The organism is Caulobacter flavus (assembly GCF_003722335.1).
Lineage (GTDB): Bacteria > Pseudomonadota > Alphaproteobacteria > Caulobacterales > Caulobacteraceae > Caulobacter > Caulobacter flavus.
The window spans coordinates 318,202-337,505 of record NZ_CP026100.1 but is presented as its reverse complement, the minus strand read 5'-3'; the positions used below and the strand labels follow the sequence as shown (position 1 = coordinate 337,505).

9 protein-coding genes, 3 tRNA genes, 3 rRNA genes and 2 pseudogenes are annotated in these 19,304 nt (G+C 65.2%); 11 read left to right on the top strand and 6 right to left on the bottom strand.

All coding sequences use genetic code 11. The features are described 5' to 3' along the window. Positions 1-66: 66 nt before the first annotated feature. Entirely contained in the window at positions 67-969 is a 903-nt protein-coding gene (locus tag C1707_RS01630) for a hypothetical protein (RefSeq protein WP_101711829.1), read from the top strand. A 201-nt stretch (positions 970-1,170) separates the two neighbouring features. On the opposite strand, the gene C1707_RS01625 is transcribed toward C1707_RS01630, so the two are convergent. Then, positions 1,171-4,104, bottom strand: a complete 2,934-nt coding sequence (locus C1707_RS01625) for a M16 family metallopeptidase (protein ID WP_101711830.1) — start codon at positions 4,102-4,104, stop codon at positions 1,171-1,173. A gap of 219 nt (positions 4,105-4,323) precedes the next feature. Here C1707_RS01625 and C1707_RS01620 point away from each other — a divergent pair, with 219 nt between their 5' ends. Beyond that, positions 4,324-5,580 carry a serine hydrolase domain-containing protein gene (locus C1707_RS01620; protein ID WP_101711831.1) on the top strand — a complete coding sequence of 419 codons (1,257 nt, stop codon included), beginning with the start codon at positions 4,324-4,326 and terminating at the stop codon, positions 5,578-5,580. A 154-nt stretch (positions 5,581-5,734) separates the two neighbouring features. Here C1707_RS01620 and hfaD read toward each other — a convergent pair whose 3' ends face one another. Genes hfaD through hfaA form a run of 3 tightly spaced genes read right to left on the bottom strand, consistent with a single transcriptional unit; the run spans position 5,735 to position 8,352 of the window. Continuing rightward, positions 5,735-6,964: a holdfast anchor protein HfaD gene (hfaD, locus tag C1707_RS01615; RefSeq protein WP_164467243.1), complete on the bottom strand. Its 1,230-nt coding sequence runs from the start codon at positions 6,962-6,964 to the stop codon at positions 5,735-5,737. After that, a complete protein-coding gene (gene hfaB / locus C1707_RS01610; RefSeq protein ID WP_101711832.1) occupies positions 6,891-7,895 on the bottom strand; it encodes a holdfast anchoring protein HfaB in 1,005 nt (334 codons plus the stop codon). Before hfaB ends, hfaD begins: the two co-directional genes overlap by 74 nt. Continuing rightward, entirely contained in the window at positions 7,885-8,352 is a 468-nt protein-coding gene (gene hfaA / locus C1707_RS01605) for a holdfast anchoring protein HfaA (protein WP_101711833.1), read from the bottom strand. Before hfaA ends, hfaB begins: the two co-directional genes overlap by 11 nt. 215 nt (positions 8,353-8,567) lie before the next feature. Between hfaA and C1707_RS01600 the strand changes: the two genes are divergently transcribed. Further along, positions 8,568-8,999: a CBS domain-containing protein gene (locus tag C1707_RS01600; protein ID WP_101711834.1), complete on the top strand. Its 432-nt coding sequence runs from the start codon at positions 8,568-8,570 to the stop codon at positions 8,997-8,999. 118 nt (positions 9,000-9,117) lie between these two features. Here the strand turns inward: C1707_RS01600 and C1707_RS01595 are convergent, their stop codons facing one another. After that, positions 9,118-9,546 (bottom strand): RrF2 family transcriptional regulator, encoded by a 429-nt coding sequence (locus C1707_RS01595; protein WP_101711835.1) that lies wholly within the window; start codon positions 9,544-9,546, stop codon positions 9,118-9,120. Between the two features lie 905 nt (positions 9,547-10,451). Here C1707_RS01595 and C1707_RS01585 point away from each other — a divergent pair. The 8 genes and pseudogenes from C1707_RS01585 to C1707_RS26540 all read left to right on the top strand — a co-directional run bounded on the left by C1707_RS01585 (position 10,452) and on the right by C1707_RS26540 (position 16,552). Next, positions 10,452-11,933: ribosomal RNA gene (locus C1707_RS01585) — 16S ribosomal RNA — on the top strand. Between the two features lie 181 nt (positions 11,934-12,114). Continuing rightward, positions 12,115-12,191: transfer RNA gene (locus C1707_RS01580), tRNA-Ile, on the top strand. 64 nt (positions 12,192-12,255) lie between these two features. Then, positions 12,256-12,331 (top strand) — tRNA-Ala (locus C1707_RS01575). Positions 12,332-12,565: 234 nt separating this feature from the next. Continuing rightward, positions 12,566-15,350: ribosomal RNA gene (locus tag C1707_RS01570) — 23S ribosomal RNA — on the top strand. 107 nt (positions 15,351-15,457) lie between these two features. After that, positions 15,458-15,572: ribosomal RNA gene (rrf, locus tag C1707_RS01565) — 5S ribosomal RNA — on the top strand. The 16S, 23S and 5S rRNA genes sit together here with 3 tRNA genes alongside, the layout of an rRNA operon. A 118-nt stretch (positions 15,573-15,690) precedes the next feature. After that, positions 15,691-15,767: transfer RNA gene (locus tag C1707_RS01560), tRNA-Met, on the top strand. A gap of 257 nt (positions 15,768-16,024) precedes the next feature. Beyond that, positions 16,025-16,228, top strand: a pseudogene (locus C1707_RS26545) (cold-shock protein); the annotation flags it as partial. A gap of 129 nt (positions 16,229-16,357) precedes the next feature. Next, positions 16,358-16,552: a cold-shock protein gene (locus C1707_RS26540; RefSeq protein WP_233245359.1), complete on the top strand. Its 195-nt coding sequence runs from the start codon at positions 16,358-16,360 to the stop codon at positions 16,550-16,552. Between the two features lie 156 nt (positions 16,553-16,708). Here C1707_RS26540 and C1707_RS01550 read toward each other — a convergent pair. Next, positions 16,709-19,011: pseudogene (locus tag C1707_RS01550) on the bottom strand (NADP-dependent malic enzyme). Positions 19,012-19,304 lie beyond the last annotated feature (293 nt).

The window sequence follows — 19,304 nt, the reverse complement described above, 5'->3', positions numbered from 1 at the left end:
GGCCCATGGCGTGTTTCTTGCTGGAGAACCGGCTGGAAGACGCACGCTGTGTGAAGGGGAGACGCCATGACGGCGCCGAAACTGACCGTGTCCAAGCTGTGGATCGCCATCGGGGCGGCCGTGGCCGGACTCTTCGTGGGCGGTGTCGCCTACGCCCAGTGCAACAGCGGCTGCACGCCCACGCCCCCGACCTGCTGCGCGCCGCCTCCCGCGCCCCCGCGTCCGCCCAAGCCGCCGACCGGCTGCGACAACGGCTGCGGCGGTGGCGGCGGCCACTGGGGCGGCGGCGGCAAGACCAACGTCAACGTGAACGTCAACGTGAACGCCAATGCGAGCGCCAACGCCTCGGTGCGGGCCGGCTCCAACGCCTCGTCCGGCGCGGCGGTCTATTACGGCGGCGGCGCCCATGGCGGCTACTATTCGGGCCCGCAGCCCACCGGCTACATCCAGGGCCTCAACGTGATCGGCGGCGAAGCCGCGCGCCGGACGGCCTACGAGGCCACCCGCACCCGCTTCAAGCGCGTCGTCGTCCGCGCGGTCTGCCTGGACGACAAGGACATCCCGCACCCGGCCTCGCAGGTCACTCCCGACCGCGAGATCGACGACCTCTATGACGGCGAGCTCTATCGCTGCATCGCCGGCAGCCGCATGCAGTACGTGGTGGGCGAGTATTCCGGCCTGATCGACGCCAGCACCGGCGGCCAGACCTACATCTGCGCCAAGAACGAGGCGCTGTATCACGCCCCCGGCGCCCGCGGCGGCGAAGGCGGTACGCTGGTCTGCCGTCCGCAGCGCCCGGCCCGCGACTGCAACGAGCGCTCGCTGCTGCGCCGCTACGGCGCCGGCGTGAAGATCCTGTCGATCCTGACCACCGAGACCTACACCGCCTATCGCGAGGAGACCGTGCGCGAGTCCAGCTCGAGCATGAGCCTCAGCCTCGACGGCGGCGTCGGCGGGGTGGTGTACTAGGACGCTTCCAGCCCTTCGAAACGACAAAGGCCTCCGCCCGTAAGGACGGAGGCCTTTTCTTTGTCCCTCTCCCCGAAGCGAGAGGTGCCGCAAAGCGGAGAGGGGACGACCCGTGAAGCCGGCCGGTCCAGCGGAAGCTGAAAACGGCCCCCCTCCGGCCCTGCGGGCCTCCTCCTCCAGAGGGGGAGGATCTTGTCGCCGTCACTTTTCCGGCCGCACCTCGAAGGTCCAGCTCTTGTCGTCGGCGAGGAAGGTGCGGGCGGCCTTCTGGACGTCGGCGGCGGTGACGCGCTGCAGGCCGGCGATCACCGAGCGCGTGGCGTCGAGCAGGCGCGGGTCGGTCTGGGCGCCCGACAGCGCCCCCAGCCAGTACTCGTTGGTCTCGCGCGCCTTCTCCAGCTGGTCGATGCGCGGCAGCTTGGCCCGTTCCAGCTCGTCGGCGGTGACCGGCTTGTCGCGCAGGTCGGCGGCGATCTGGCGGACGCTGGCGACCACCTGGTCGATCTTCTCGGGCGGAACCTCGACCGACAGGCCGATATAGCCCCAGCCGGGGAAGGTGGCGTTGTGGGTCGCCGAGACCGAGGGCGAGTAGGTCGCGCCCTGCTTCTCGCGCAGCTCGTCGGTCAGGCGCAGCTGCATCACCGAGGCCAGCACCTGGGTGTTGCGCGAGCGCTGCAGGTCGCTGAACAGGTCGTCGGTCTTCCAGGTCATGAACAGCAGGCCCTGGTCGGCGCGGCCCTTGTGGGTGCGGATCACAGGAACCTTGGACGGCGCGGGGAAGGCGATCCTGGCGGCGTCGGCGGGGGCCGGTCCGCCGGCGCGGGCGGGCAGGGCGCCGAAGGTCTCGCCGACAGCGGCGATCGCCTTTTCCACCGTGGTGTCGCCCACGACCACGATCTCGATCTGGCCGGTCGACAGCGGACCGCCGACGGCGGCCTTCAGCTGGTCGATCGAACCGTCGGCGATCTCCTTGCGGTCGGGGAAGGCGAAGCGTTCGTCGCCGGGGTGCATCAGGGACGACAGGTCACGGCCGACCACGCCGCCGCTGGTGCGCTCCAGCTGGTCGTGGATGGTGCCGTAATAGGTCTTCACGCGGTTGAAGGCCTCGGGACGCCAGCCCGCGTCGGAGGCGTAGGCCGCCAGCACTTGCAGCTCGGTCGACAGGTCCTCGGGACGGGTGCGGCCCGACAGCACGAAGGCGTCGTCCTCGACGCCCAGGCCGGCGTTCCAGACCTTGCCGGTCAGCACCTGCTCCATGTCCTGGGCGGTGATCTGCTTGAGGCCGCCCTCGATCATCGACGAGGCCGACCACAGCGGGCTCTGGCCGGTCTTGGACAGGTCGAGCAGGCCGTTGCCGATGCGGGCCTTCACCAGGATCTGGTCGTCGCGGAACTTGGTCGGCTTGACCGTCAGGCGCACGCCGTTCTCGAAGCGCACGAAGACGGCGTCCAGGTCGGCGACGTCCTTCTGCTCGACCGCCTTTCCGGTCGGGCCGAACACCGCGTAGGGCCAGGTAGTGGCGGCCGGCGCGGCCGGCGGGGTCACGACGGTCTTGCCCGCTTCCTGGTAGGCGGCGGTGACCGCGGCCTCGCCGCCTTCGATGGCGGTCGGGGTCGGCAGCACGATCAGCGGGCCCTGGCCGGCGAACAGCGACTTGACCGCGGCCGAGACGGCGTCGGCCTTCAGGTCCTTGGTGATGGCCTCGAAGGCCGCCAGGTTCTGCGAGGGGCTGGTGACCACCTCGCGGTCGCCCAGGGCCCCGACGATCTGGCCGGCCAGGGCGGGCGTGCGCTGGGTGGCCTCGCCGGCGGCGGCGGCCACGTAGGAGGCGCGCATGGCGACGATCTCGCGGTCGAGTTCGTCCTGGCGCACGCCGAACTGCATCAGCCGGCGCTGTTCCTGGTCGAGCACCTGCAGGGCGGCCTTCCAGCCGCCCGGCTTCACCTGGGCGAACAGGCCGTTGATCTGGGCGGCGTGGTACTGGTCGTTGCGCAGGGCGCCGGCCGAGATGAACGGCGGCTCGGCGCTGCGGGTCAGGGCGCGCAGGCGGCGGTTCAGCACCGCCATGCCCAGCGACTCCAGCATGTATTCGCGGTCGGAGGCCTTGGTCTCGACGCGCAGGTCAGGCGACTGCACCCAGCCCAGCTGGACCGACTCGCCCGAGCCGGGCTCGACGATGACCTTGGCGGTCAGGCCGCGCTGGGCGATCGCGCCGAGGTCGGGGCGCTTGCCCGGCTCGCCCTTACCCTTCCAGTCGCCGAAGCGGGCCTTGATCCTGGCCTCCATGGCGTCGACGTCGAAGTCGCCGACGGCCACGAACACCGCGTTCTCGGGCCGGTACCAGGCCTGGTAGAAGTCGCGGATGCGCTGGGCCGGGGCGGTGGAGATGACGTCGGTCGTGCCGATCGGCAGGCGCGAGGGCGGGCGCTGGCCTTGCAGGTTGAAGGCGAAGCCCTGCTTGAAGACACGGTAGCCGGGGGTGTCGCGGGTGCGCTCCTCCGACAGCACCACGCCGCGCTCGCGGTCGACGGCGGCCGGGTCGATGGTCAGCTCGCCGGCCGCCTCGCGCAGCAGCATCATGGCGTCGTCGACGGTGGGATCGTCGGTCTTGGGCAGGTCGAGGGTGTAGGTCGTCTCGTCGAAGCTGGTCGAGGCGTTGGTGTCGGCCCCGAAGGCCAGGCCCCGGCGTTCGAGGATCTTGACCATGTCGCCCTCGGGCACGTTCTTCGACCCGTTGAAGGCCATGTGCTCGAGGAAGTGGGCCAGGCCCTGCTGGTCGTCGGCCTCCATCAGCGAGCCGGCGTCGAACCACAGGCGCAGCGCGCCCTGGCCGGGCGGGGTGGCGTTCTTGCGGATGGCGTAGCGCATGCCGTTCTCCAGCACCCCGAAGCGGATGGCCGGGTCGACGGCGACGTCCGAGATCTCGTGCGGCCACTGGCCGGGCTTGAGGTCGGAGAACTGCGGGCCCGAGGTCTTCGCCGGGGCCTGGGCCGGAGCGCGGGTCGGCGGCGCCTTGGGCGCGGCCGGGGCGTCGGGCTTCCTGTCCGAACCCGGCAGGACCGAGGAGAGGGTGGAGCAGGCGGTGAGCGCCAGGCCGGCGGAAACGACGAGCGCCAGGCGCGAGACAGAGATCATGGAGACCGTTCGATTACCGGAAGTGTCGGGGCGGCAGCTAAGCCTTCGCGCATGGCGCAAGCAAGGCCGGTCGGCGGCGAAGTCGGCGTTCGGCGCTTCAGAATTGCAACATCCGCGCGCCTGGCCTGTGGGAAACTCAGCCGGCCGCCTTGCGGAAGGCTTCCCGGCCGCCCACCCCTTATGAGGCCGAAGGTCGTTCGGCGACGAGGGAGTGCGGACATGCGTCTTTGGCTTGCGGGCGTTGCGGCCCCCGTCGTGATCTGGGCGTCGCTGTCGGGCGCGCCGGCGATGGCGCAGGGCCATCCTCACGACCACGCCGCGCCCGCCGCGATCCAGCAGGCTCCCGACACGGCGCTGGCCGCGCGCATCGACGCCGTGGTCGACCGGGCGGTCGCCGACCAGCGGCTGGTGGGCGCGGTGGTGCTGGTCGCCCGCGACGGCAGGCTGGTCTATCACCGGGCCGCGGGCCTGGCCGACCGCGAGGCCAAGGCGCCGATGCGCGAGAACACGGTCTTCCGCCTGGCCTCGGTGACCAAGCCCTTCGTCAGCGCGGCGATCATGCGGCTGGCCGAGGAGGGCAAGCTGTCGCTCGCCGATCCGGTGACCAAGTGGCTGCCCGATTTCAAGCCGACCCTGGCCGATGGTTCGACGCCGACCATCACCCTGGGCCAACTGCTCAGCCACACCGCCGGCCTGACCTATGGCCTGGCGGAAAAGGCCGACCATCCCTACCACCAGCTCGGCGTCTCGGACGGCCTGGACATCTCGGGCCTGACGCTGGACGAGGACGTCGCCCGGATCGGCAAGGGGCCGCTGGCCTTCGCGCCGGGCTCGGCCTGGCGCTATTCGCTGGCCATCGACGTGCTTGGCCTGGTGGCGCAGAAGGCCGACGGCCATCCGCTGCCGCAGGTGGTGGCGCGCACCGTCACCGGCCCGCTGGGCCTGAAGGACGCCGGCTTCCAGGCCAGCGACCCGGCCCGCCTGGCCACGCCCTACGCCAACGCCAGCCCGGCCCCGACCCGGATCACCGACAACCAGGACGTTTCGCTGGGCGCAACCGCCGTGCGCATGGCTCCCAGCCGCGCGGTCGATCCCGCCGCCTTCCCGTCGGGCGGGGCGGGCATGGTCGGCACGGCGGGCGACGTGCTGGCCCTGCTGGAAGCCGTCCGCACCGGCGGCGGTCCGATCCTGTCGGCCGCCAGCGTCCAGGCGATGACGACCGACCAGGCCGGGATCAAGGCGGCGACCCAAGGCCCCGGCTGGGGCTTCGGCTACGGCTGGGCCGTGCTCGACGATCCGGCGATCGCCAAGACGCCGCAGGGCGCGGGCACGCTGGCCTGGGGCGGGGTCTACGGCCACAACTGGTTCGTCGATCCGCAGGCCAAGCTGACCGTGGTGTTGCTGACCAACACCGCCTTCGAAGGCATGAACGGCCAGGTGACGCGGGAACTGCGCGACGCGGTGTACGGTCGGTAGGGCCAGATGCTCCCCCTGAAGGGGGAGCTGTCGCGGAGCGACTGAGGGGGAAGGGACTGCTGCGCTGGCGGAGGAACTGACCTCGTCAGGAACTTCCCCCTCCGGCCCTTCGGGCCACCTCCCCCTTCAGGGGGAGGACCTGGCGCGCGTCGCCTCAGTTCGAGCGGACGTAGAACGCCGCGTCGTTGCCCACCGCGCGGGCCGTGCTGGTGATCGAGCGGGCCGAGCCGGTGACGGTGGTGGCGGCGCGCGAGGAGATGTCGGCGTTGTTGGTCTGGGTGTTGCTGGTGGTCATCGAGCCGCCGCAGGTTCCGCAGACATAGCCGGATACCGAGTTGCCGGCCGCGCTGGCGCGGGCGCCGATGTCGTAGCCGTCGTGGCCCTCGGCGCTGGCGATCACCTCGACCCCGCCGCCGTCGTTGGTCTGGACGTTGTCGAGCACCAGGGCCGCGCCGGTGTTGCTGACGACCGCGGCGTTGCCCACCCCGTAGGCGCTGCTGTTGGCGGCCCCGAACTGGTAGGACGTCGTCTCGGCCTGCGAGCGCACATAGGCGGTGTTGTACTGGTGGTTGGCCACGTCGAGCAGCGGGCCGGTGTTGGTGGCGTTGAGGTTGTTGCCCATCGCCGCCGTAGAGGTGTCGGTCAGATAGGCGTTGCCGTAGGCGGCGAACTTGCTGGCCTGCACCAGGTCGGAGGTGTTGCCCTGGTCGGTGATCACCCGGGCCGCCGACTGGTTGGCGCCTTCGACGTCGATGTGGTTGCCGGTCGCCGTGCCGGAGATGCTCGAGGTTCCGCTGACGTACTGCACGATCGCGCCGCCGTCGGCCAGCACGTCGCCCGAGTTGGCCTGGCTGATCCGGGCGCCGGCCGCGCCGTTCTGCAGCCACAGCCCCTGGGTGTTGCCGCTGGCTTGCGTGTCCATGGCGATGTCGCCGGCCCGGGCGGTCTCGCCCTCGATCTGGCCGCGGGCGGTGACCGCGCCGCTGTTGGTCTGGACGGTGAAGCCGCGGTAGGTCGCTTCTTCCGACCCGACATTGCCGAAATTGCCGGCCGCCGAGGTGGCGACGGTGCTCGACGCGCCCAGCGAGCCGGACGCGTTGACCACGGCGTGGCCGTAGACCGCGCCCTGGTTGACCTGGTTGGAGGTGACGTCGAGGTCCACGCGCGCGCTGGCGATGTCGACGTTGTTGCCGGTCGCGGACGTGGACGCGGCCACGCCTTCCTGGACGGTGACGACGTTCAGGGTCTGCTCGCTGAAGATCTCGCCGAGGTTCAGCTGGTCGTTGAGAACCTGGCCCTGGGCGAAGGCGCTAGTAGCGGCCGCGACGCACAGAGGGATCGCTGCGATCGTTCCAGCGAGACGGATCTTCGCGGGTCTGCGCATTGTTGCTTCCCAGGTTGTTGTAGGCGGGCGTGAAGGCGCCCGTGACGCCGACGGTGTCTGCCCCGAAGGGGTCGGACTGCAGGCAGCTTTGCGGACCCGGCATGCCGTAGAGGTTGGCGCTCATCTCGACGACCGAACGCTCGATCAGCGAGCGCACGGCCAGCTGCACCGGCTCCAGCGCGCCCTTGCCGGCCGACAGGTCGAACAGGTTGTTGTTGGCGAAGGCGAAGATGCCGGCGCTGACCTCGCGGCCTATCACCTGCTTCTGGTAGGAGATGACGTCCTCGACCACCAGCGTGCGGCTGTTGATCAGGCGCAGGTCCATGGCGATGTTCATCACGAACACGCGGCGCTTGAAGTTGGCCTTCAGCCCGTCGGTGTCGATGTCGCCGCCGTAGAGGTCGGCGCCCGCCGAATGGATGTTGTAGTTCAGCTCGGTGACGCCGCCGACCAGATAGAAGTCCGAGCCCGCGACCTGGCCGGCGACGATCTTGCGATAGTCGGCCGGGGCGTCCGGCGTCGGAGCCGGGCGGTCGGAGATCAGCTTGTTGTTGGCGTACTTCAGTTCCAGTTCGGAAACCGAGGTGTCGAAGCGCTCGACCATCGGCATGCCGGCCTTGGCGAAGGCGGTCATCGCCATCAGCGAGGCGCCTTGGGTGACCTTGCGGCCCGAGCCGTCGGACTCTTCCTTGCCGGTGTAGTCGGCGATGCGGCCCACGGCGATGCGCGGGGCGGCGACGCGGTTCTGGCGCGCGTAGCTGGCCAGGCAGTTCAGCGCCGTCGAATAGGGAGTGGGGTTGGCCGTGACCGGCGCCGTGCCGATCGGGCGGGCGTAGTTGCCGGCGTCCAGGCGCTTGGGGATGCCGCCGCCGCAGGCGCTGAGCGCCGTGCAGGCCGCCGCGACCATCAGGAAGACGCGCTTAGTTGCCATTGGAGACACCGCCGTTGGTCGACGCGCCGGCGCTGACATTGCCGTTGTTGACCTGGTTGGAGTTGACGATCACCGTGTTGTTGTTGCCTTGGGTGATGACCGTCAGGTTGTTGCCGATCGCGGTCGAGCCCGAAAAGCCGCCCAGGCTCCCCACGCCCGAATAGCTGTCGAGCGAGCCCGACGAGCTGCGGCTGGAATAGACGCTCTGGTCGCTGCCGGTCAGCATGACGCCGTCGACGATGACGCGATTGCCGTTGGCGTCGCGGGTCGAATAGTCGACGACATGGTTTTCCTGGCCGGCGACGCGGCCGTAGCCGGCGTTGTACGAGGCGGAGTTGCTGCCCATGGTCTGGGCCATGGCCGCGCCCCCCAGAACGTCCAGAGTCAGGACGCCGGCGACGGCGAGAGCCGCGCCGCTGGCCCGAACCAGGGGCATGTTGTTCTTCTTTGAGGCCATGACGGGCTCCGCGACTGTCTGTCCGGGGCTTGCAAGCAACCCCCGTGCCAAAACCGGACACGTCACCATAGGCGGTAAGGTATCCAGAATTGGTTAAACGCGACGAGACCGCCGCCCGGGGCGGTGCGCGCGTCATCGAAGCGTCTTCCGCCATTGATCCCGGCGCGGGTTTGCGAGACCCTCGTTACGCAAGTGCGATCAGGGAGGATTGCGTTTTGTTGGTGTCTCAGATCCTGAAGACCAAGGGCGACCTGGTGTTCACCGCCTCGCCCCAGGAAACGGTCGGCGCGGCCGCGGCGCTTCTGCACAGCCGCAAGGTCGGCGCGATGGTGGTGCTGGAAGCCGACGAGTCCATCGCCGGCATATTGTCCGAACGCGACATCGTGCGGCAGATCGCCAAGGAGGGCGCGGCCGCGCTCGCCAAGCCGATCTCGGCCTGCATGACCCGCGACGTGATCTTCGCCCAGCCGGACGAGAGCGTCGACGACCTGCTGGCCAAGATGACCGACCGCCGCATCCGCCACCTGCCTGTGGCCAAGGGCGGGCGCCTGGTGGGCATCATCTCGATCGGCGACCTGGTGAAGTACAAGATCCAGGAAGCCCAGGCCGAGGCCGACGGTCTCAAGGCCTATATCGCCGCCGGCTGACGGCGCGATCGGCTGGAACGGATCGGCGACGCCCCGCGCAGGGAGCGTCCAGTCAGGCTCGTCCTCGCCGAGGGCGGGCCTTTCTCGTCTCCGCTCTATAGTAGACAGAGAAGGGGGGTCAGCCGATCAGTTCGGCGCCCTGGCCGGTGACGGCGTCGGCCAGGCTGTAGCCCTCGAGCACGGCGGCGGTGGCGTCGCGGGCCCGCAGCAGGGCCTCGCGCAGGGCGCAGGTCGCCAGGTCGCTGCAGTCCTCGCAGCGGCGGAAGGCGGTGCGGCTGACGCAAGGGGCCAGCGCCAGGGGGCCGTCGACCAGGCGGATGATCTCGGCGAAGCTGATCTCCTCGGCGGGGCGGGCCAGCAGGTAGCCGCCGAACTTGCCGCGCCGGCTGGTCACCAGCTTGTGGCGGGCCAGGCCCAGCAGGATGGCTTCGAGGAACTTGCGCGGAGCGTCGGCGCGCAGGGCCAGCTCGCCGGCCGTGACCTGCTCTTCCGCGCGGGCCAGTTCGACCATGGCGCGCAGGGCGTAGCGGGCTTTCTGGGACAACATCGGCGGCGTCTCTCCTTATAGAGCGCTCTATGGAGGCAGCGCGGGGCGGCGCGCAAGCGCTTCCGCTCGCGAAACCATGCACAGATCCGCTCACAGCTAACCGGCGGGAACGGACGAAATTGGGTTGCGGCAGGGCGGGGGCCTGTCTAAAAGCCGCACCTCGCCGCGGGGGACACGCTTCGCTGCTCGGAAATGAAGGTTTCGACTTGCATTTCCAGCGCCGGATCGCTAAGTTCCGCGGCCTCAATCGACTCGGGCAGCTGGATTGCCGACGGCCTTTGGCCTTCGGGAGGGGGCGCTTTTGTTGCTTTTGGAGGACTTCTGTTCTTCGAAGGTTTCTGAAAAGAGTTGGTTGACGGGGTTAGGTTGTTTCAATAGAAGCGCCGCCTCGTTCATCGGGGTCGAAGAGTTCGCAAGAATTCGGAAGTGCTGGTGAAGAAGTTGAGCAGAACTTTCTTAGAAAGAATTGCTTGACAGGGCTTGGTGGTTTCTTTAGAGACTGCCGGCTCGCTGGTCCGGGGATTTCCCTGGTTCGGCATCGGGTCGAAAAGTTTTGAAAAAAACGATTTGACACGGAATTCGAGGTTAGCTAGATAGCCGCCTCCGCCGACACCGGGCGCTAAACGGTGGGGCCGCTCCCCGGTTACGGAGGCGGCTCGGAGCTCCGGCTCTGGTCTTTGACATTGTTGATTTGGAAAGAGAAACGCAGGCGGCGGCGCTCTGGCGATGACCCTTCGAGGTCATCTTAGACGCTGACGAATGCGGTCTCTTGAAGACACCATTTATACGGTGATCGAGCTTTCGGGCTTGGTCATTGTGTGATGGGAACTCGTCAAGAAACTATGCAAACCAGATACGCGACTGAGGTTTTCCCCTCGGTCAAATAGCTGGAGTCAATGTCAACTCAACCTGAGAGTTTGATCCTGGCTCAGAGCGAACGCTGGCGGCAGGCCTAACACATGCAAGTCGAACGGATCCTTCGGGATTAGTGGCGGACGGGTGAGTAACACGTGGGAACGTGCCCTTTGGTTCGGAACAACTCAGGGAAACTTGAGCTAATACCGGATGTGCCCTTCGGGGGAAAGATTTATCGCCATTGGAGCGGCCCGCGTCTGATTAGCTAGTTGGTGAGGTAAAAGCTCACCAAGGCGACGATCAGTAGCTGGTCTGAGAGGATGATCAGCCACATTGGGACTGAGACACGGCCCAAACTCCTACGGGAGGCAGCAGTGGGGAATCTTGCGCAATGGGCGAAAGCCTGACGCAGCCATGCCGCGTGAATGATGAAGGTCTTAGGATTGTAAAATTCTTTCACCGGGGACGATAATGACGGTACCCGGAGAAGAAGCCCCGGCTAACTTCGTGCCAGCAGCCGCGGTAATACGAAGGGGGCTAGCGTTGCTCGGAATTACTGGGCGTAAAGGGAGCGTAGGCGGACTGTTTAGTCAGAGGTGAAAGCCCAGGGCTCAACCTTGGAATTGCCTTTGATACTGGCAGTCTTGAGTACGGAAGAGGTATGTGGAACTCCGAGTGTAGAGGTGAAATTCGTAGATATTCGGAAGAACACCAGTGGCGAAGGCGACATACTGGTCCGTTACTGACGCTGAGGCTCGAAAGCGTGGGGAGCAAACAGGATTAGATACCCTGGTAGTCCACGCTGTAAACGATGAGTGCTAGTTGTCGGCAGGCATGCCTGTCGGTGACGCAGCTAACGCATTAAGCACTCCGCCTGGGGAGTACGGTCGCAAGATTAAAACTCAAAGGAATTGACGGGGGCCCGCACAAGCGGTGGAGCATGTGGTTTAATTCGAAGCAACGCGCAGAACCTTACCACCTTTTGACATGCCCGGACCACCAGAGAGATCTGGCTTTCCCTTCGGGGACTGGGACACAGGTGCTGCATGGCTGTCGTCAGCTCGTGTCGTGAGATGTTGGGTTAAGTCCCGCAACGAGCGCAACCCTCGCTGTTAGTTGCCACCATTCAGTTGGGCACTCTAACAGGACTGCCGGAGTTAATCCGGAGGAAGGCGGGGATGACGTCAAGTCCTCATGGCCCTTACAAGGTGGGCTACACACGTGCTACAATGGCGACTACAGAGGGCTGCAATCCCGCGAGGGGGAGCCAATCCCTAAAAGTCGTCTCAGTTCGGATTGTTCTCTGCAACTCGAGAGCATGAAGTTGGAATCGCTAGTAATCGCGGATCAGCATGCCGCGGTGAATACGTTCCCGGGCCTTGTACACACCGCCCGTCACACCATGGGAGTTGGCTTTACCCGAAGGCGCTGCGCTAACCGCAAGGAGGCAGGCGACCACGGTAGGGTCAGCGACTGGGGTGAAGTCGTAACAAGGTAGCCGTAGGGGAACCTGCGGCTGGATCACCTCCTTTCTAAGGATGCTTCTCCAGCCTCTCACGAGGCTATTGAGGCTCCAACTAGTGCGCTAGGCGCACACAAATGAGCGGATCGCCGCCGTCTCCGTTTCTCTTTCCACTTGTCTTGAGCCGATCAGGTTCAAGGCACGATCGCGAGCCCTGGAGCGGATCATCTGATCCGATCTGAGCGGCCTATGGGCCCGTAGCTCAGTTGGTTAGAGCGCACGCTTGATAAGCGTGAGGTCATAAGTTCAAGTCTTATCGGGCCTACCACTCTTTCCACCACACGGACGCAACCGACCAGCTCTCCTGGGCAAGCAACTCACACAGAGTGTGAGGGGCCATAGCTCAGTTGGTAGAGCGCCTGCTTTGCAAGCAGGATGTCGTCGGTTCGAATCCGTCTGGCTCCACCATTCCTCGCAATCCTCGCTACCGCTTCGCTGCTTGAGCGAGGCTAGCTGGTAGGATTGGGAATATCGCGATCGGAAAGATACAAGTTTGCAGCGTCACCTGGTGACGATGCGAAGTGACATCGTGAAGGTAGGGTTCAGCCGTTCAGGTTGGACTTAAGAAGACATCATTGTCTGACATAGTAGAGCGCATGCCTCGGGTCCCTAGACCTGAAGCGCATGGGTTTTGCTGAGAACGATCAAGCGCATAAGGGCTTCTGACGGATGCCTTGGCATTGAGAGGCGATGAAGGACGTGGCACGCTGCGATAAGAGCCGGGGAGGCGCGAGCACCCTTTGATCCGGCTATCTCCGAATGGGGAAACCCACCTTTACGGTCACCCGACTTGCTTCAACCTCGGTTGGAGCACGATCGGTGGATCGGACAAGGTATAATGATCTGAATACATAGGGTCATTAAGCAAACCCGGGGAACTGAAACATCTCAGTACCCGGAGGAAAGGACATCAACCGAGACTCCCGTAGTAGTGGCGAGCGAACCGGGACCAGGCCAGTGCTGTCGTGACATAAAGCTGAAGGATCTGGGAAGGTCCGCCATAGTGGGTGATAGCCCCGTAAGCGTCAAATAGCGACAGACTCGAGTAGGGCGGGACACGTGAAATCCTGTCTGAACATGGGGGGACCACCCTCCAAGCCTAAGTACTCCTCAATGACCGATAGCGAACAAGTACCGTGAGGGAAAGGTGAAAAGCACCCCGACAAGGGGAGTGAAACAGATCCTGAAATCGGAAGCCTACAAGCAGTCGGAGCCACCGCGCGTGGTGACGGCGTACCTTTTGTATAATGGGTCAGCGACTTCATGTGCCGTGCAAGCTTAAGCCGTTAGGTGTAGGCGCAGCGAAAGCGAGTCTGAATAGGGCGAATAAGTACGTCGCATGACGACCCGAAACCAGGTGATCTATCCATGAGCAGGTTGAAGGTTGGGTAACACCAACTGGAGGACCGAACCGGTGAATGTTGAAAAATTCTCGGATGACTTGTGGATAGGGGTGAAAGGCCAATCAAACCTGGACATAGCTGGTTCTCCGCGAAAACTATTTAGGTAGTGCCTCAGACGGACTCCTCGGGGGTAGAGCACTGAATGGATGCGGGCGGCGCGAGCTGTACCAATTCTAATCAAACTCCGAATACCCGAGAGAGATATCTGGGAGACACACGGCGGGTGCTAACGTCCGTCGTGAAAAGGGAAACAACCCTAACCATCATCTAAGGCCCCCAAGTACTGGCTAAGTGGGAAACGATGTGGGTTTGCTTTGACAACCAGGATGTTGGCTTAGAAGCAGCCATCATTTAAAGAAAGCGTAACAGCTCACTGGTCAAGCGAACCTGCGCGGAAAATGTAACGGGGCTAAAGCCAGTCGCCGAAGGTATGGGTTTGCTCTTTGAGCAAGCGGTAGCGGAGCGTTCCGTAAGCCTGTGAAGATGAGGCGTGAGCCTTGTTGGAGGTATCGGAAGTGAGAATGCTGACATGAGTAGCGATAAAGAGGGTGAGAGACCCTCTCGCCGAAAGCCCAAGGGTTCCTGCGTAAAGCTAATCTGCGCAGGGTTAGCCGGCCCCTAAGGCGAGGCCGAAAGGCGTAGTCGATGGGAATCAGGTGAATATTCCTGAGCCAGTTGGAAGTGACGGATCTGGTAAATTGTCGGTCCTTATTGGATTGGTTCCGGCAGTGAACAGGTCCCTGGAAATAACTCCAACGGAGACCGTACCCGAAACCGACACAGGTGGGCAGGTAGAGTATACCAAGGCGCTTGAGAGAACTGTGCTGAAGGAACTCGGCAAATTGCACGCGTAACTTCGGGATAAGCGTGACTCTTCTTTGGGCAACCAGAAAAGAGTGGCACAAGCCAGGGGGTAGCGACTGTTTATCAAAAACACAGGGCTCTGCGAAGCCGCAAGGCGACGTATAGGGTCTGACGCCTGCCCGGTGCCTGAAGGTTAAAAGGAGGGGTGCAAGCTCCGAATTGAAGCCCAGGTAAACGGCGGCCGTAACTATAACGGTCCTAAGGTAGCGAAATTCCTTGTCGGGTAAGTTCCGACCTGCACGAATGGCGTAACGACTTCCCCACTGTCTCCAGCACAGGCTCAGCGAAATTGAATTCCCCGTGAAGATGCGGGGTTCCCGCGGTCAGACGGAAAGACCCTATGAACCTTTACTGCAGCTTCGCCTTGGCGTTAGCAGCAACATGTGTAGGATAGGTGGGAGGCTATGAAACCGGGGCGCCAGTTCCGGCGGAGCCATCCTTGAAATACCACCCTTATTGTTGCTGACGTCTAACCGCGGCCCGTTATCCGGGTCCGGGACATGGCGTGGCGGGCAGTTTGACTGGGGCGGTCGCCTCCCAAAGTGTAACGGAGGCGCGCGATGGTGGGCTCAGACCGGTCGGAAATCGGTCGTCGAGTGCAATGGCATAAGCCCGCCTGACTGCGAGACTGACAAGTCGAGCAGAGACGAAAGTCGGCCATAGTGATCCGGTGGTCCTGCGTGGAAGGGCCATCGCTCAACGAATAAAAGGTACTCTAGGGATAACAGGCTGATTTTGCCCAAGAGTCCATATCGACGGCAAAGTTTGGCACCTCGATGTCGGCTCATCACATCCTGGGGCTGGAGCAGGTCCCAAGGGTTCGGCTGTTCGCCGATTAAAGTGGTACGTGAGCTGGGTTCAGAACGTCGTGAGACAGTTTGGTCCCTATCTGCCGTGGGTGTACGAGACTTGAGAGGATCTGTCCCTAGTACGAGAGGACCGGGATGGACACACCTCTGGTGGACCTGTCATGGCGCCAGCTGTGCAGCAGGGTAGCTAAGTGTGGAATAGATAACCGCTGAAAGCATCTAAGCGGGAAACTAACCTCAAAACAAGGTCTCGCTGAGAGCCGTGGAAGACCACCACGTTGATAGGCCGGGTGTGGAAGTGCGGCGACGCATGGAGCTTACCGGTACTAATAGCTCGATAGGCTTGATCGTTCTTCAGTCAAACCCATGAAGCTCTACACGAACTTCAGACACTGATGTCTTCTTCTTTGCCTTGCACTCTCCCCCAAAGAGAGCGCAAACAGCATCCTTTTCGCTGACCTGGTGGCTTTGCCGGGGGTTCCCCACCCGATCCCATTCCGAACTCGGTCGTTAAGTCCCCCTGGGCCAATGGTACTTCGTCTCAAGGCGCGGGAGAGTAGGTCGCCGCCAGGTCCGCTAAAAGGATGCATCACGCAAAGATCAACGTTTCAGGCGAAGTGCCTTGCGGTTCGCCGCCCGGAAACGTTGAAAGCAAAAAGTCCAAAACCCTACCCACGATACATACCCCTGCCGCGGGGTGGAGCAGCCCGGTAGCTCGTCAGGCTCATAACCTGAAGGTCACAGGTTCAAATCCTGTCCCCGCACCCAAACTTTCGCAGGCAAAAGATGGATTTTCGAAGGTCGACCGCTCCGGCGTCGGCCTTTTTTCATGCCGGCTCGCACCACCCATAGTGGTATTTTGGCGACAGCTGAGCCTTTGCGCGCGAATTTTTCTGGCCTGCAGCCGCCTCCCGTCAAGATTCTCCGTGCAAAGGGCGTAGCGCGTGCCGCAGTTTTGCGTCATGAGTTGCTGTGGAAGGACGCGGGCCGGCAATTGGCCCGTCGAATGAGGTTTTGAGGACAAGATGTCGAACGGTGTCGTTAAGTGGTTCAACCCGGCCAAGGGCTTTGGTTTCATTCAGCCCGAAGACGGCGGCCAGGACGTGTTCGTCCACATCGCCGCGGTTGAACGTTCGGGCCTGTCGGGTCTGAACGAAGGTGACCAGGTGGCCTACGAGCTGGAAGAGGACCGTCGCTCGGGCAAGACCTCGGCCGGTAACCTGCGCGTGACCGGCCACGGCGCCGCTCCGGCCGGCGGCGCTCCGCGTCGTCCGCAACGCAGCTTCGACGCCCCGCGCGGCGGCGGCTACGGTGGTGGTGGCGGCGGTGGCGGCACCGGCGAAGCCGGCACGGGCGTCGTGAAGTGGTTCAACAGCACCAAGGGCTTCGGCTTCATCCAGCCGGACAACGGCGGTGGCGACATCTTCGTGCACATCTCGGCCGTCGAGCGCGCCGGCCTGCGCGGCCTGAACGAAGGCCAGCAAGTCGGCTACGAACTCGAGCAGGACCGCCGCTCGGGCAAGACCTCGGCCGGCAACCTGCGCATCCTCTAAGCCTCACGCGCGCCGATCGCTCGCGGTCGGCGCCTGACGCCTGAATGCAAGAAGGCCCCGCTGGGGCCTCCGTCATCCCCTGGGATGGCTGGAGGCTCCGGCGGGGCCTTTTCGCGTTTCGAGACCCCGGCGGCTGAAGCCGCCGGGAAACAAGGATCAGAGGCCTTGCGCGGCGGCGCGCTCGGCGGCCGCCTGGTTCACGGCCAGGGCGGTCATGTTGACGATGCCGCGAGCGGTGACGCTGGGCGTCAGCACGTGCACCGGCCGGCTCATGCCCAGCAGGATCGGGCCGACCAGCAGGGCCTCGGTGGCGGCCGTCAGCAGGGTCAGGCTGATGTTGGCCGCGTCCAGGGTCGGCATGACCAGCAGGTTGGCCGAGCCCTTCAGGGTGCTGTCGCCGACCAGGCGGTCGCGCAGGGCCTGGGAGAGCGCGGCGTCGGCATGCATCTCGCCGTCGACCTCGAGCTCCGGCGCGGCGGCGCGCACCATCGACAGGGCCTCGCGCATCTTGCGGGCGGTGGGCGAGTTGCTGGCGCCGAACGAGGAGTGCGACAGCAACGCGGCCTTGGGCGTCAGGCCGAAGCGGCGCACCGACTCGGCGGCCAGCAGGGTCATCTCGGCGATCTGCTCGGCGGTCGGCTCGACATTGACGTGGGTGTCGCAGAAGAACAGCGTGCCGTTGTCGAGGATCAGCGACGACATGGCGTACACCCGGCCGACGTTCTCGCGCTTGGGGATGATCGGCAGCACGTAGGTCATGTGCTGCCACCAGTCGCCGCTGCCGCCCACCAGGGCCGCGTCGACCTGGCCGGTCTGCAGCAGCATCGAGGCGGCGACGGTGCGGCGGCCCTCGACGCGGCGCTTGGCGGCCAGCGGCGGCACGCCGCGGCGGCCGACCAGGTTCTGGTACTGGCCGACGATCGGCTCGAACACCTCGTGGTCGGCCAGCGGGTCGAGGATCTCGACCGAGCCGCCCAGATCCAGGCGCAGGCCCATCTCGGCGACCTTGGCCTTGATGACCTCGCGGCGGCCGATCAGCACCGGCGCGGCCAGGCCGTCGTCGACCACGGTCTGCACGGCGCGCAGGACCCGCTCGTCCTCGGCCTCGGCGTAGGCGACGCGGACCTTGGCGGCCTTGGTGGCCTTGCGGGCGCGTTCGAACACCGGGCGCATCAGCTGGCCCGAGCGGTAGACGAACAGCTCCAGCTCGGCGCGGTAGGCGTCGAAGTCGGCGATCGGGCGGGTGGCCACGCCCGAATCCATGGCCGCGCGGGCCACGGCCGGGGCGATCTGCAGGATCAGGCGCGGATCGAACGGCTTGGGGATGATGTACTGGGCGCCGAACATCGGCGCGGCGCCGCCATAGGCCGAGGCGACGACCTCGCTGGCCTCGGCGCGGGCGAGCTCGGCGATGGCCTCGACGGCCGCGACCTTCATCGCCTCGTTGATCTCGGACGCGCCGACGTCGAGCGCGCCGCGGAAGATGAACGGGAAGCAGAGGACGTTGTTGACCTGGTTGGGATAGTCGCTGCGGCCGGTGGCCATGATGGCGTCGGGACGCGCGGCCTGCACCAGCTCGGGCAGGATTTCCGGATCCGGGTTGGCCATGGCCAGGATCAGCGGCTTTTCGGCCAGCAGCGGCAGCCATTCGGGCTTGAAGACGCGCGGGGCCGACAGGCCCAGGAAGATGTCGGCGCCGGGCAGCACGTCGGGCAGGGTGCGCGCGTCGGTCGGACGGGCGTAGCGGGCCATGTTCTCGGGCATGTCCGGATCACGGCCGGCGTGGACCACGCCCTTGATGTCGGTGAGGGTGACGTTTTCGACCGGCAGGCCCATCGAGACCAGCAGGTCGACGCAGGCCAGGGCCGCCGCGCCGGCGCCCGAGGTGACCAGCTTGACGTCCTTCAGCTGCTTGCCCTGCACGAGCAGGGCGTTGCGGACGGCGGCGGCGCAGACGATGGCGGTGCCGTGCTGGTCGTCGTGGAAGACCGGGATGTTCATCCGCTCGCGCAGGGCGCGCTCGATGACGAAGCATTCGGGGCCTTGATGTCCTCGAGGTTGATGCCGCCGAAGGTGGGCTCGAGGGCGGCGACGACCTCGATGAAGCGGTCGGGATCCTTGGCGTCGACCTCGATGTCGAAGACGTCGATGCCGGCGAACTTCTTGAAGAGGACGGCCTTGCCTTCCATCACCGGCTTGGAGGCCAGCGGGCCGATGTCGCCCAGGCCCAGAACGGCGGTGCCGTTGGAGATCACGGCCACCAGGTTGCCGCGGGCGGTGTAGTCGCGGGCGAGGTCGGGATCCTCGGCGATGGCCACGCACGGGGCGGCGACGCCGGGGGAGTAGGCCAGGGCGAGGTCGCGCTGGGTGGCCATCCGCTTGGTGGCCTCGATCTGCAGTTTTCCGGGCCGCGGCAGCCGGTGGTAGTCCAGGGCGGCTTTACGGAAATCCTCGTCCATCGTCGATCCTTCGCGGGTGTTCTGCGCAGCGCTGTGAAAGCGGGCCGTCTTTTCGCGTTCGTCGTCGGATGGCGAACGCTCGCGGCCCGTCTGGGCGTGTAGCTACCGGGGTTGGCCGCGCATTTCCAACCTTACGCAGCGTCGCGGGCCCATTTTTTGCGATTCTGCGGCCATGGCGCGTCGATCGGGCGGCGACGGACGACCTGGGGTCGAGCGCGGGTAAGTAATAAAGGACTTATATACGCTCAATCGGCGGGCGCCCGTCGCCGCGTGGCTGGGCGAACCGGTCGCGC